Here is a 13,594-nt window from a genome sequence, read left to right as displayed (position 1 = left end):
CGTGGTTCCGACCCTGCTGGGCCGTATTCAGACGCGCCTGTTCATGCTCGCCACCGTCGGCGTGGTCATCACCCTGCTGATCGTCCCGCTGCTCCCCGGCTCCGGGTCCCTCTCCGGCCGCTACGTCAACGGCCTCCTGGTCATCGTGGCGGTGGCCGTGCTGGGGGTCGTCTGGGAGCTGATATACCACTTCCTGATGCAGTTCAGGTGGGAGAAGGACTGGCCGACCCTGTTCGGCCTGCTGACACTCGTGCCCGAAGGTCTTGTGCTGTACTTTTTGCTACGGTCCGGTGCAGTTGATTTCATCGATCCGGTCCCACCGGCCGCCTTCTGGACACATTTCACACTCGTCTGGGTAAGCATCTGGTTGGTGACGAACGGTCCCATGAGGGTGCCGTTCATCCGGTGGCGTTTCCGGGGAGGGAGAGTTCTGTGACCGACCAGGGCTTCGGGGTGGTGCGTCCGCTTCCGGGCAACGGGCTGGTGGCCCACGAGGGCGGCCTGCTGCTGGTGTGCGACGCGGCCGAGGCCGTCGTCGAGGATCTGCTGGGGGCGATGCGGGAGACCGCGGCCTCCGGCGGCGACGGGCGGGCGCTGGCCCGCCGGGTCGCCCAGATCCTCGCCGTCATGATGGGCGAGCCGGTGGCGTGCGCCGTCGCCGGTCCCGTCAGCGGGGGAGTGGCAGTCCTGGTCAGCGGCCCGGCGTTCGCGTCGGTGACCGGCGCGAACGGTGAGATCCAGCTCGCCGGCCGTGACGCGCTCACCTGGTCCGACCGGTTGGTCCCGGGCCCGGTGACCCGGGTGGAGCTGCGCCTGCCCGAGGCCGGCGACGCGCACCCGCTGTCCCGGCTGGACGCCGGGGTGATCGTCGCGGGCGGGGTCTGGTGCGACCTGACCGAGGCGGGCGCCGCCCCGCGGGCCGTGTCGCGCACGGAGTCCGCCGAGCCCCGGGGACAGCACGCCCAGCAGCACGTCCCGCAGGTCCAGCAGCCCGCGCCCCGGATGGAGCCCTCGACCCCCGCGCCCACCCCGATGCCCGCGCCGCCCGAGCGGTCGGCGCCCCCCGAGTGGTCGGCCCCTCCGGAGCCCGCCCCGCCCGCGCCCTACCCGATGGGACCGGCCGAGTCCTACCCCCCGGCCGAGCCGCGGCACGAGCCGCAGCCGCAGGGGTGGCACTCCGAGCCGGCGCCGCAGGGTCCGCTCTCCTCTCCCAACCACCCTTCTCCCGGTCATTCCGGCGGGCCCTCCACCGGGCCCGCCCCGGCGGTCGTCCACCACGAGGACATCGACACCGCGATGGCGAGCGGGATGGGCGGGGACCCCATCGACGTGCGCGACCAGCCGTTCGAGTACGAACTGCTGACTCCCGGCGGCTCGCAGCCGGGCAACGACCCCTCCGGCCCCGTGGCCGAGCCCGAGGCACGGCCGCTGGTCTACGGGGTCGACTGCAAGAACGACCACTTCAACGACCCCCGCGTGCCCTACTGCGCGGTCTGCGGCATCGCGCTGGTCCAGCGCACCCTGGTCCCCTACAAGGGGCCGCGCCCGCCGCTGGGGGTGCTGCTCCTGGACGACGGCCTGACGCTGCGGCTCGACACCGACTACCTGGTGGGCCGCGACCCCGAGCGGGCCCCGGAGGTGGCCGACGGCTCGGTGCGCGCGGCCAAGGTCACCAGCCCCGACGGCTCGGTCTCCCGGCGCCACCTGCGGGTGGCGCTGGACGGCTGGGACGTCAACCTGGTCGACCTGGGGTCGGTCAACGGCACCCAGATCCAGCCGCCCGGCGACCCCAACTTCTACGACATCCCGCCGAACGAGCCGGTCGCGATCCTGCCCGGCACCACCGTGCGGATCGGCGTCTCGCGCACCATGCGCTACGAGTCGCACCGCAACCGCTGAGAGACGCTTCTCGCCTTCCGGGCGGTACGGCCACGGCCGTGCCGCCCGGCGTGCGTCCGGGGCCGCGTGCGTCCGGGACCGTGTACGTCCAGAGCCCGCCGGACCGGCGGGGCGGACGGTCAGGACGGCCCCGCGCGGCCGGGTGCCGGAGGCACGCGGGGCGGACGGTCGGGGCCGTGCGGCCGGGGTGGTGAGGGCGGGCGGGACGGTCAGGGGCGCGCGACAGGGGCGGTGAGGGCGCGCAGGGCGGGGACGGCCTCGTTCCAGTCGACGGGGTCGGCGTCCTGCTCGGCGCGGACCAGCAGGTGGGTGCCCTCCGGGGCGTTCGCCGTGTCGGCGGCCACGACCAGCGCGCCTTCCGGGACCGGACCCGAGGTCGCCTCCACCCCGAGCCTGACCAGCCGCTGGGCCAGTGCCGGGGCCCGGCCTCCCCCGGCGAGGACCAGGGGGCGTCCCCACGACATCGCGAGGGCGAGCGCCACGTGGACGGCCGCGTCGCTCCCCGCGCCGTGGTGCACCGCCACCGGCCCGGAGCCGTCGAGCGGGGACGGGGACTCGAATCCAGCGAGGGGCACGGACATGGGCACGACCGCGGGCACGACCGCGGGCACGGTCGTGGGCACGGCCACGGTCACCACGCGGCAGGTGGCGCCGTCGCGCACGCCGGCGTGGCCGGGGACGTCGGCGGGCAGCACCAGCAGGTCGGGACGGGCTCCGGAGGCCAGCCCCGGCAGCTCGCCCGCCACGTCCGCGCTGAACCGGCTCACGACCCTGGTGTCCGGGCCGCGCTCGCGGGCCGCGGCGGCCAGCGTCTCCAGCTCCTGGAGGGTCTCGGCCAGCTCGGCCAGCTCCGAGGACAGGCCGCTGCCGACCTCCAGGCGGCCCGCCGGGTAGGGGCGCAGGTGGCCCAGGACCACCTCGGAGGGAGTTTTGGAAAGGGCCAGGGTGGTGGCCAGGCCGACCAGCGGGGCCTGCTCGGCGGGAGGTTCCGGCACGATCACCAGCACCCGGTGGGCGGCGGTCACCCCGAGGGCGGCGCGCTCGGCGTCGGCGACGTCGCGGGCCACCCGCCGGTCGGGGTAGAGCCTGCGCACCAGCGGGCCGGTCATCGCCGTCGTGACCAGGGCCATGACCACCATCAGCGAGTACAGCTCGTCGTCGAGCACGCCCTTCTGCAGGCCGACGGTGAGAATGACGATCTCGGTGAGCCCTCGCGTGTTGAGCAGGGCGGCCAGCGTCCAGGCCTGCCGTCCGGGCAGCCGCTGCGTCCGGGCGGCGGCGTAGGAGCCGAGCACCTTGCCGCCGATCGCGACGGCCAGGATCGCGGCGAGCGTGCCGAGGCTGGACAGGTCGAGTTCACGCAGGTTGACGTTGAGACCCGCCACCACGAAGAACATCGGCAACAGCAGCAGCACGGCGAGCTGCTCCAGCCGCTCCAGGATCTCGTGGTTGAGCCGCTCCGCCCCCTCGCGGGGCATCACCGTGCCGAACACGAACGCCCCGAAGATGAAGTGGACGTGCATCCACTCGGTGGCCCAGGCCGACCCGATCAGGCCGATGAGCACCAGCGAGAGCAGTCCGGGCGTCAGCCGCCCGGCCCTCTCGTACGCGGGCACCAGGCGGGCCAGCAGCGGCTTGACCACCAGGAACATCACCAGCGCGTACGGCAGGGCGAGCAGGACCTTCCACTGCCCCTCGGCCTCTCCGGCCCCCGCGATGCCCACGACCACCGCCAGGACGGTCCAGGCGAGCACGTCGATGACGGCGGCCGAGGCCAGGGCGAGGCCGCCGAGCGTGATGCGCTGCATCCCCCGGTCGGTGAGGATCCTGGCCAGCACCGGGAACGCGGTGGCGGCCATCGCCGCGCCCATGAACAGCACGAACGGCAGGGTCCTGTCGCCGGCCACGTGCTCGCCCGCGATGGCCAGCGCGAGCACGCAGCCCAGGACGAACGGCACGACCGTCGAACCGAGCGCCACGGTCACCGCGATCCGGCCCTTGCCCCTGACCAGCTTCTGGTCCAGCTCGAGACCGACGACGAACATGAACAGCACGAGGCCGACGTTGGCCAGGGCCTGCAGCGGGGGCCGCATCTCGGGACCGAACAGCTGGTCGCCGATGAGGGGGCCCAGCAGGGTGGGACCCAGCAGGATGCCCGCCACGATCTCGCCGATGACCGGTGGCTGGCCGAGTTTCCTGGCGAGTGCTCCGAACAGCCGGGCGGCCGCGAGGACGATGACAAGGTCGAGGAGAAGCAGGTCCATATGGAGCACTTGCCAGCACGCTTTCCGTATGTGAAGAAAAGCCCCGAGAATATCGAGGGCGACGTTACCGTGTGCGGAATGTCGTCGCGAACGTCATGCGGGTATGGAGGGAGACCGTTGGTGGAAGGTATCGCCGATTACGAGTTCGTCCGGTCACTGGGGGCGGGCAACCACGGCGAGTTCTACTTGGCGAAGAGGCCGGAGCGGTTGCCCGTCGAGGCGGACCTGGTCGCGGTGAAGGTGGTGGGCGGCACCGGGAGCGACGCGTTCCGCCGCGCGACGAGGGAGCTGAAGGCGTTCGCCGCTGTGCGCTCGCCCTATCTGGTGCGGCTCTACGACGCCGGGCAGCAGGGCGGGGTGTTCTACTACTCGATGGAGTACCTGCCGGGCGGCTCGCTGGCGCGTCCCGCGGAGCCCCCCTCGCGCGAGCGGGCGCTGCGCGCGATCGCCTGCGTCTCCCACGCGGCGCAGGCGCTGCACGAGGAGGGGATCGTCCACCGCGACATCCGTCCCGGCAACGTGCTGCTCACCGACGACGGCGGCAAGCTCTCCGACCTGGGCCTGTCGCAGGTGCTGACGCCGGGCGCGACGGTGACCGGGATGGGCGACATCGGTTCGGTGGAGTTCACCGATCCCGCGCTGCTGCAGGGGGAGACCCCGACGCCCGCGGGGGACGTGTGGTCGCTGGGCGCGACACTGCACTGGGCGGCGAGCGGCAACGGGCTCTACGGTGAGCTGCCCACCCACGACCCGCTGCTCACCCTGCGCAAGCTGAACAGCACGCCGCCGTCGATCGACCCGGGCCTGGAGCCCGAGCTGTCGGACCTGGTCCAGTCCTGCCTCGGCGACGTGGCCAAGCGGCCCACCGCCAGGGGAGTGGCCGACCGGCTCTACGCACTGCTGGTCTGAGAGTCTGGCCGCGCCTCCGTCCCGTGGGTCTACGTGCCGGTGGGGCGGAGGCGGTCCAGCTCGGCGTCGAGCATCCGCTCCAGGCGTGCGGCGTCGAGCCTGTCCGGGTAGAGCAGGTGGTGCGCGCTCAGCCCGTCGACGAGGGCGAGCAGCCGCTCCGTGACGTCGTCGAGATCGTCGGCCGTGGCGATCTCCCCGCCGCCGGCCGCCGCGCCGAGCAGGCTGCGTACCAGATAACGCAGTTCCTCGGCCTCGGCGCGCTGTGCCTCCAGCATCGCCGGGCTGGTCATGCTGCGGCTCCAGAAGCCGATCTCCAGCCCGCTCTCCCCGGCGCGCTCCTCGTCCAGCGGGAGGTTGTCGAGGAGGAGCTCGCGCAGCGCGGCCAGCCCGGTGAGACCGGCCAGCTTGCCGCGCAGGCGCTCCACGATGCGCCGGTGCGAGGAGCGCAGCGCCGACAGCATGATGTCGTCCTTGTCGGCGAAGTAGTGGGTCAGCACCCCGTTGGAGTAACCGGCCTCCCTGGCGATGGCCCTGGTCGTGGCGGCCTCGATCCCCTCGCGCAGGATGACGCGGCGCGCGGCCTCGACGACCTCCTCGCGGCGCTCGCCGTGATTGACGATCTTCGGCATCTGCCCTCCCCGAACGGATCCGTTGACATTTTAGTCGGTCGCCCGTCTATTATCCGCTGAAGACACGAGGAGGACCCGCTATGACCGTCGTCACCCTCGGCGTGCACATCGTGGACGTGCTCGCCAGGCCGGTGGAGTCGATTCCCGCCGGGCAGGACACCCACCTGCTGGAACAGATCCGCGTCACCGCCGCGGGCGCCGCGGCCGCGACCGCCGTCGATCTGGCCGCGCTCGGCGTCCCGGTGGCCTCGGTGGGAGCGATCGGCGACGACGAGCTCGGGGACCTGCTCCTCATGATGATGAGGCGGCGCGGGGTCGAGGTGGGCGGGATCGTCCGCAGGGCGGGGGAGCAGACCGCCGCCTCCATCCTGCCGATCCGTCCCGACGGCGGGCGCCCCTCCTTCCACGTCCCCGGCGCCAACCTGGGCCTGTCCACCGCCGACGTCGCCCGCGAGACCGTCCTCGGCGCGCGGGCCGTGCACCTGGGCGGCATGGACGCCACCTGGGGCCTGTACGACCCCGCGTTCTACGCGCTGCTGGACGAGGCGCGGGCGGCGGGCACGATCGTGACCATGGACCTGCTGTCCAACATGCCGGACCTCATGCAGGGGGTCCGCAGCTTCCTGCCGCACGTCGACTACCTCCTGCCCAACGAGGAGCAGGCGCTGCTGATGAGCGGCGCCGCCGGGGTGGAGGAGGCCGCGCTGTCCCTGCTGGCCCTGATGCCTGAGGGGCCCTCGGCCGTCCTGGTCACGCTCGGCGCCGACGGGAGCCTGATCGCCGACGCGAAGGGCCTCACCCGCGTCCCCGCCCTCGACGTGCCGGTGGTCGACACCACCGGGTGCGGCGACGCCTACTGCGCCGGGTTCGTCGCCGGGCTGGTCGACGGCCGCGACGTGGAGGGCGCCGCGCGGCTCGGCACCGCGCTCGCCGCCCGCGTCGCCGGGGGCCTCGGCTCGGACGCGGGCCTCGACGGGGCGCGGGAGCTCCGGGACGACAGGTGAGCTCGCCGCCCGTACGGACCCGCCTCTCCGGGGTCCGTGCGGGCGGCGGAGAGGCACCCGGCCGCCGGAACGCATCCGGACGTGAACCCCGACGTGAAAGGACGACACATGTCCATCGACGCCAAACTCAGGGAGCGGGCCGCCAAGGTCGTCCCCGGCGGCATGTACGGCCACCTCAACGCGGCCCTGCACGGTCCCGCCTACCCGCAGTTCTTCGTCGGGGGCGAGGGCTGCCGCCAGCGTGACGCCGACGGGCGCGAGTACATCGACCTCATGTGCTCCTGGGGGCCCATGGTCCTCGGCCACCGTCACCCCGCCGTCGAGGGCGCCGTCGCGGCCCAGCTCGCCGCGGGCGACTGCCTCAACGGCCCCGGCCCCGTCTACGTGGAGCTCGCCGAGCTGCTGGTGGACACCGTCCCGCAGGCCGACTGGGTGATGTTCTCCAAGAACGGCACCGACGCCACCACCCAGGCGCTGATGGTCGCCCGCGCGGCCACCGGCAGGACCAAGGTCCTCATGGCGCACGGCGCCTACCACGGGGCCGACCCGTGGTGCACGCCCGGCACGTCGGGGACCACTCCCAACGAGCGCGCGGACCTGGTCGAGTTCACCTACAACGACCTGGCCAGCGCCGAGGCCGCCGCGGCCCGGGCGGAGGGCGACGTCGCCGCGATCATCGTGACGCCGTTCAAGCACGACTCGTTCGAGGACCAGGAGCTCGTCGCCGCGGAGTTCGCCCGGGGGGTGCGGGCCCTCGCCGACCGGATCGGCGCCGCGCTGGTGATCGACGACGTGCGCGGGGGCTGGCGGATCGACCTGGGCGGCTCCTGGGAGCCCCTGGGGGTGCGCCCCGACCTGTACGCCTTCAGCAAGGCCATGGCCAACGGACATCCGATCGCCGCCGTCACCGGGGTCGACTCCCTGCGCGGGCCCGCCCAGACGCTCTACTCCACCGGCTCCTTCTGGTTCAACGCCGCCCCGATGGCCGCCGCCAAGGCCACGATCGAGACGTTGCACGCCATCGACGGCGTCGCCCTGATGGAACGCGCGGGCACCCGCCTGCGCGAGGGCCTCGCCGCCCAGGCCGCCTCCCACGGCTTCACGGTCAACCAGACGGGACCGGTGCAGATCCCGTGGCTCTCCTTCGAGGGCGACGCGACCCTGGACAAGGGCATGTTCTGGGCCGCGGCCTGCCTGGAGGAGGGGGTCTACCTCCATCCGTGGCACAACTGGTTCCTGTCGGCCGCCCACACCGACGCCGACATCGACCGGGCGCTGCAGGGCACCGACGCCGCCTACGCCAAACTCAGGGCCCGCTTCGGCGCCGACTGAGCCCGCCCGGACCCGCTGGGGCGCGTGAGCGATCAGCGCCGGGCGTCGTCCCGCAGGCGGTACCACTGGACGTCGTCCAGGCGCGTGCCGTCGGGGCCGGGCAGCAGCCCGCGCAGCAGGGCCTCGCGGGTGAAGCCCGCGCGCTCCAGCACGCGGTGCGAGGCGATGTTGCCGGGCGAGGTGCCGGCGATGATCCGGGCCAGGGAGGTGTGCTCGAAGGCCCAGTCGACCAGCAGGTCCACCGCCCTGGCGGCGAAGCCCCTGCCCCGGAACTCCGGCAGCACGCTGTAGCCGGTCATGGCCTGCCCCAGCGGGGGGATCACCCCGCTGAGCTGGATGTCCCCGGCGAACGCGCCCGTCTCGGCGTCCAGGATCGCGATCTCGGCCCCCGTGCCGGCCAGCCGGCTCGCGCCCGCGGTGCGGCAGCGCTCCTCGGCCTGCTCGAAGGTGGTGGGCTCGGAGGGCACGCTGTACCTCATGATGTCGGGCAGGTTCCGCAGCGCCAGGTAGTCGGCGGTGTCGGCGGCGGTGAGCGGCCGCAGCCGCACCACCCCGTCGGTCAGCGAGCCGCCGGGGAAGTCCGGCAGCAGGGGCCGCACGCGCTCGCCGGAGTCGCCGGGCAGGCGCGCGAAGGCCACCAGGTCGTGGCGGGTGCCGTCACGCTGCTCCTCGGCCCCGCGCCGCACGCCCTCGCGCTGGAAACCCGCGGCCAGGGCGACCCGCTGGCTGGGCAGGTTCTCCACGTCGGCGAAGAGCTCGATGCGCCCGGCGCCGTGCTCGAACCCCCACCGGGCCAGCGCGGCGACGGCGGCCGTGGCCACCCCGCGGCCCCGCGCCCACGGCGCGACCAGGTAGCCGATCTCGGTGATGCCCCGGGGACGGGCCATCAGGCTCATGTTGCCCAGCCACTCGCCCGTCGTCGCGTCCGCGATCGCGAACGGCGCCCCTCCGCTCTGCCACTCCTGCCGCATCAGCTCCAGGTACCGCAGCGCGTCGTCCATGGTGTACGGCACGGGGATGAGGGGGAGGAAGCGGATGATCTCCGGGTCGGCGCAGGCCCGGACGATCGCCTCGGCGTCGTCCGGGGCCAGCGGCCTCAGGACGACGGGGCCGGCGGGAATCACATCAGGGGAGAACACACCACAACAGCTATCAGGTACCGCCTTGTGGGGGCGAATCATTTCGTGGATCATCTCGCCCCGTACCGCGAGATCCCGGCACGCCCCTTCGAGCCGCGTCCGGGGCGCCCCCGGCGGTCCGAGGACACCGCCGCGCGCCGATAACCTTGCCGTCATGGGTTTTCGCAGGCATGGGCCGTTTCAGGCCGGGGATCAGGTTCAGCTCACCGACCCCAAGAACAAGCGTCACACGGTGACGTTGAAGGAAGACGGCGTGTTCCACACGCACAAGGGCGGGATCCCGCACAGTGAGCTGATCGGACAGCCCGAGGGCTCGGTGGTGCGTTCGTCCGGCGGTACCCAGTATCTGGCGTTCAGGCACCTCCTCCAGGACTACACGCTGTCCATGCCGCGCGGCGCTGCGGTGATCTACCCCAAGGACTCGGCCCAGATCGTGGCCATGGCCGACATCTTCCCCGGCGCCAAGGTGGTGGAGGCGGGCGTCGGCTCCGGCGCGCTCACCTGCTTCCTGCTGCGCGCCGTCGGCGCCGAGGGCACCCTCACCTCCTACGAGCGGCGCCAGGACTTCGCCGAGATCGCCACCAAGAACGTCGAGAAGTTCTACGGCGGCCCGATGAAGCAGTGGCGCCTGGTGGTCGGCGACTTCGCCGAGGATCTCGACGAGAGCGACGTCGACCGGATCATCCTGGACATGCTCGCCCCGTGGGAATGTGTGGACGCCGCGGCCCGCGCTCTCACCCCCGGGGGTGTGATCTGCTGTTATGTGGCGACCACAACCCAGCTGTCGCGTACGGTCGAAACTCTGCGGGAGCACGGGAGTTTCACCGAGCCCCATGCGTGGGAGACCCTGGTTCGTGACTGGCATGTCGAGGGGCTGGCCGTGCGGCCCGACCACAGGATGGTCGGCCACACCGGGTTCCTGGTCACGGCCCGTCGCATGGCCGACGGGGTGACGCCACCACCTCGACGTAGACGTCCGGCGAAGGGGGCACATGGCGAGGAGTCCACGACTTCCACGTCTTCCGCCACATGATGACGATTCGGCCACGACGGTCCTTGAGAGCGTGACACGAGAGCAGACCTTCGTGTTCTTATACTTCTAGGACTAAAAGCGCCAAAAAGGATTAATTACCACGCACTTAATGTAGTCATACGAACACTGCTCAGCCAGGTAAGGGACAGCCCTCAGATGGGTAGGGTTTTGAGTAGTCGGTCTCGACTGGGAAGGAGGTGACGCCGTGGCAGCTCGCGACGACGCTGAGGCTCGTGCCGCGCAGCGCGAACGGGAGGTCGCCGACCTCACAACACAGGTCTCCTTCCTGCAGGAGGAGATCACCGCGTTGCGTCGGAAGCTTACGGAGTCTCCCCGGCAGGCCAGGATTCTCGAAGAGCGTCTCCATGACGTGCAGGCGAACCTCGCGGCCGTAACCGGCCAGAACGAGCGTCTGGTGGCCACCCTCAAGGAGGCCAGAGACCAGATCGTCGCCTTGAAGGAAGAGGTGGACCGGCTGGCGCAACCGCCGTCCGGGTTCGGCGTGTTCCTCGAAACCAGGGAAGACGGCACGGTGGAGGTCTTCACCGGTGGCCGCAAGCTCAGGGTGAACGTGAGCCCCGCGGTGGACGTCGAGGCGCTGAGGCGTGGCCAGGAGGTCATGCTCAACGAGGCGCTCAACGTCGTCGAGGCCCTCGGCTTCGAGGAGCTGGGCGAGATCGTGATGCTCAAGGAGCTCCTCGAGGACGGCCAGCGCGCGCTGGTGATCTCGCACGCCGACGAGGAGCGGGTGGTCAAGCTCGCCGAGTCGCTGGTGGACCAGCCGATCCGGGCCGGCGACTCCCTGCTGCTCGAACCCCGCTCGGGCTACGTCTACGAGCGCATCCCCAAGTCCGAGGTCGAGGAGCTCGTCCTGGAGGAGGTGCCCGACATCTCCTACGAGGAGATCGGCGGGCTCATGCGGCAGATCGAGCAGATCCGGGACGCCATCGAGCTCCCGTACCTGCACGCCGACCTCTTCCGCGAGCACAAGCTCCGCCCGCCCAAGGGCGTCCTGCTCTACGGGCCGCCCGGCTGCGGCAAGACGCTCATCGCCAAGGCCGTCGCCAACTCCCTGGCCAAGCAGGTCGCGGAGAAGACCGGCCAGTCCGGCAAGAGCTTCTTCCTCAACATCAAGGGCCCGGAGCTTCTCAACAAGTACGTCGGCGAGACCGAGCGGCACATCCGCCTGGTCTTCCAGCGGGCTCGCGAGAAGGCCTCCGAGGGCACCCCGGTGATCGTGTTCTTCGACGAGATGGACTCGATCTTCCGGACCCGTGGCTCGGGCGTCTCCTCCGACGTCGAGAACACCATCGTTCCCCAGCTCCTGTCGGAGATCGACGGCGTCGAGGGCCTGGAGAACGTCATCGTGATCGGCGCCTCCAACCGCGAGGACATGATCGACCCGGCGATCCTGCGGCCCGGCCGCCTGGACGTCAAGATCAAGATCGAGCGGCCGGACGCCGAGGCGGCCAAGGACATCTTCTCCAAGTACCTCATCCCCGAGCTCCCGCTGCACGCCGAGGATCTCTCCGAGCACGACTCCAACCGCCAGGAGACCATCTCCGGCATGATCCAGCGGGTCGTCGAGCGGATGTACACCGAGAGCGAGGAGAACCGCTTCCTCGAGGTGACCTACGCCAACGGCGACAAGGAGGTCCTGTACTTCAAGGACTTCAACTCCGGCGCGATGATCCAGAACATCGTCGACCGCGGCAAGAAGATGGCGATCAAGCAGTTCCTGGAGACCGGGCAGAAGGGCCTGCGGATCCAGCATCTGCTCGCGGCCTGCGTGGACGAGTTCTCCGAGAACGAGGACCTGCCCAACACCACCAACCCCGACGACTGGGCCCGCATCTCCGGCAAGAAGGGCGAGCGGATCGTCTACATCCGCACCCTCGTGACGGGCAAGCAGGGCACCGAGGCCGGGCGCTCCATCGACACGGTGGCCAACACCGGTCAGTACCTGTAACCACCCGTAACCACGCTCGATCGACGGCGCGGCTCTCCTCGCGAGGGCCGCGCCGTCGGCGTCTTCCCGAACTTTCACTGATATTTGGCGATTAGCAAGCCTTAATCCTTTTTGTCCCTTTTGGGGGTGAAGGTTCGCGCCTTCTTTCACACCCGTCCCGCGAGTGAACGGAAATAGACAGCCGTCCCTGGGAACCCGAATGATCGAGACGCCGTCCAAGTGGCGTGCGTGAACATTCCGGCCCGGCCGCCCGGTGAACGGCACGGGCTCCCGCGAGGCGCTTCGGGGAAGTGGCCGCCTCGCCGAGCTCGACCTCCTGCGCTTCCTCGCCGCCATGGCGGTGCTCGCCTTCCACTACTTCATCGCCTTCGCCTCGGTGTGGGGCGACCGCCCGGCCGAGCTGTTCCCGGCGATCTCCACCGTCTCCGGGCTCGGCATCCTCGGCGTCGAGCTGTTCTTCATGATCAGCGGCTTCGTGATCCTGATGAGCATCTGGGGGCGTGGCCTGGGGGCGTTCGCCCTCTCCCGGCTGGTGCGGCTCTTTCCCGCCTACTGGGTCAGCGTGGCCGTCACCGCCGCGGTCTACGGGCTCACCGCCGCCACGGCCCTGGACCCCAAGCTCAGCCTCGGCGAGTACGGGATCAACCTCACGATGCTCCAGCGGGCCTTCGGCGTCTACGACGCCAACGGGGTCTACTGGTCGCTCTGGGTGGAGCTCCGCTTCTACGTGCTGATCTCGATCCTGGTGATCGTCGGGGTGACGCTCAACCGCTGCCTGGTCTTCATGGGCGTCTGGCTGCTGGCGGCCGGGTTCTTCGCGGGCAGCGAGGAGGCCTGGGTCGACCTCGTGGTCATGCCCAAGTACGCGGCGTACTTCGTCGGCGGCATGGCGTTCTTCCTGATGACCAAATTCGGTCCCAGGCTCGTCCTGTGGTGCCTGGCGGGGATCAGCGGCGGCCTGGCCGTCAGCGCGGCGCTGGACCGGGTGGCCGGGCGGATCGAGAACGTCGGCTACGCCGCGATGCCCGTGCCCGAGTGGGCCGTGGTCGCCACCGTGGTGGGTTTCTACGCGCTCATGGCGATGGTGGCGCTCGGCTGGCTGGGCTGGCTGCGCTGGCGCGGCCTGGTCGTCCTGGGGGCGCTGACCTACCCGCTCTACCTGTTCCACACCCCGGCCGCGGTGCTGGTCCTCCCCGCCCTGCGGGACGTGCTGCCGCCCGCGCTGACCGCGCTGGTCACCGTGCTGGTCGCGATGGCGTTCTCCTACCTGGTGTACCGGGTGGCCGAGCGCCCGCTTCAGGAATTCGTCAAGTCCAGGAGGCGGAGAAGGGGCACATCCCCGCCCTCGTCACAGTTCCCCGCGCTCTCCTCGATCCCCCTCTCAACGGGCGAAAAGGCTTCGGTGCCATAACTGTC

The 13,594-nt window shown here is 71.2% G+C and carries 11 protein-coding genes; 8 read left to right on the top strand and 3 right to left on the bottom strand.

Going from position 1 to position 13,594, the window contains the following annotated elements; genetic code table 11:
* The first annotated feature begins 1 nt into the window (after position 1).
* Both ACFYWM_RS12985 and ACFYWM_RS12980 read left to right on the top strand, forming a co-directional pair.
* A complete protein-coding gene (locus tag ACFYWM_RS12985) occupies positions 2-436 on the top strand; it encodes a hypothetical protein (protein ID WP_389913123.1) in 435 nt (144 codons plus the stop codon).
* Positions 433-1,899, top strand: coding sequence for an FHA domain-containing protein (locus ACFYWM_RS12980; RefSeq protein WP_389913120.1), 1,467 nt, complete (start codon positions 433-435; stop codon positions 1,897-1,899). The genes ACFYWM_RS12985 and ACFYWM_RS12980 overlap by 4 nt, the downstream gene beginning before the upstream one ends.
* A gap of 209 nt (positions 1,900-2,108) precedes the next feature.
* On the opposite strand, the gene ACFYWM_RS12975 is transcribed toward ACFYWM_RS12980, so the two are convergent.
* A complete protein-coding gene (locus ACFYWM_RS12975) occupies positions 2,109-4,163 on the bottom strand; it encodes a cation:proton antiporter (protein WP_389913117.1) in 2,055 nt (684 codons plus the stop codon).
* 120 nt (positions 4,164-4,283) lie between these two features.
* Here ACFYWM_RS12975 and ACFYWM_RS12970 point away from each other — a divergent pair, with 120 nt between their 5' ends.
* Positions 4,284-5,072 (top strand): serine/threonine-protein kinase, encoded by a 789-nt coding sequence (locus tag ACFYWM_RS12970; protein WP_389913115.1) that lies wholly within the window; start codon positions 4,284-4,286, stop codon positions 5,070-5,072.
* Between the two features lie 29 nt (positions 5,073-5,101).
* Here the strand turns inward: ACFYWM_RS12970 and ACFYWM_RS12965 are convergent, their stop codons facing one another.
* On the bottom strand, positions 5,102-5,701 hold the full coding sequence (locus ACFYWM_RS12965) for a TetR/AcrR family transcriptional regulator (RefSeq protein WP_389913113.1): 600 nt from the start codon (positions 5,699-5,701) through the stop codon (positions 5,102-5,104).
* A gap of 80 nt (positions 5,702-5,781) precedes the next feature.
* Between ACFYWM_RS12965 and ACFYWM_RS12960 the strand changes: the two genes are divergently transcribed.
* Together ACFYWM_RS12960 and ACFYWM_RS12955 are read left to right on the top strand one after the other, a co-directional pair.
* Entirely contained in the window at positions 5,782-6,705 is a 924-nt protein-coding gene (locus ACFYWM_RS12960; protein ID WP_389913110.1) for a carbohydrate kinase family protein, read from the top strand.
* A gap of 108 nt (positions 6,706-6,813) precedes the next feature.
* Complete coding sequence (locus ACFYWM_RS12955; protein ID WP_389913107.1) at positions 6,814-8,037, top strand: aminotransferase class III-fold pyridoxal phosphate-dependent enzyme; 1,224 nt, start codon at positions 6,814-6,816, stop codon at positions 8,035-8,037.
* A 32-nt stretch (positions 8,038-8,069) separates the two neighbouring features.
* Here ACFYWM_RS12955 and ACFYWM_RS12950 read toward each other — a convergent pair whose 3' ends face one another.
* The gene (locus ACFYWM_RS12950; RefSeq protein WP_389913104.1) at positions 8,070-9,176 is read right to left on the bottom strand and encodes a GNAT family N-acetyltransferase; all 1,107 of its coding nucleotides are present in this window, start codon (positions 9,174-9,176) and stop codon (positions 8,070-8,072) included.
* Positions 9,177-9,330: 154 nt separating this feature from the next.
* On the opposite strand from ACFYWM_RS12950, the gene ACFYWM_RS12945 reads away from it, so the two are divergent.
* The 3 genes from ACFYWM_RS12945 to ACFYWM_RS12935 all read left to right on the top strand — a co-directional run bounded on the left by ACFYWM_RS12945 (position 9,331) and on the right by ACFYWM_RS12935 (position 13,589).
* Positions 9,331-10,209, top strand: a complete 879-nt coding sequence (locus tag ACFYWM_RS12945) for a tRNA (adenine-N1)-methyltransferase (RefSeq protein ID WP_389913101.1) — start codon at positions 9,331-9,333, stop codon at positions 10,207-10,209.
* Between the two features lie 205 nt (positions 10,210-10,414).
* Entirely contained in the window at positions 10,415-12,178 is a 1,764-nt protein-coding gene (gene arc / locus ACFYWM_RS12940) for a proteasome ATPase (protein ID WP_389913098.1), read from the top strand.
* Between the two features lie 253 nt (positions 12,179-12,431).
* Positions 12,432-13,589, top strand: coding sequence for an acyltransferase family protein (locus ACFYWM_RS12935; protein ID WP_389913095.1), 1,158 nt, complete (start codon positions 12,432-12,434; stop codon positions 13,587-13,589).
* Positions 13,590-13,594: the final 5 nt, after the last annotated feature.

Origin of the sequence: Streptosporangium sp. NPDC002721 (assembly GCF_042888905.1) — a bacterium.
In the GTDB taxonomy this organism is placed as follows: Bacteria; Actinomycetota; Actinomycetes; order Streptosporangiales; family Streptosporangiaceae; genus Streptosporangium.
This window is presented reverse-complemented; position numbering and strand designations above follow the sequence as displayed.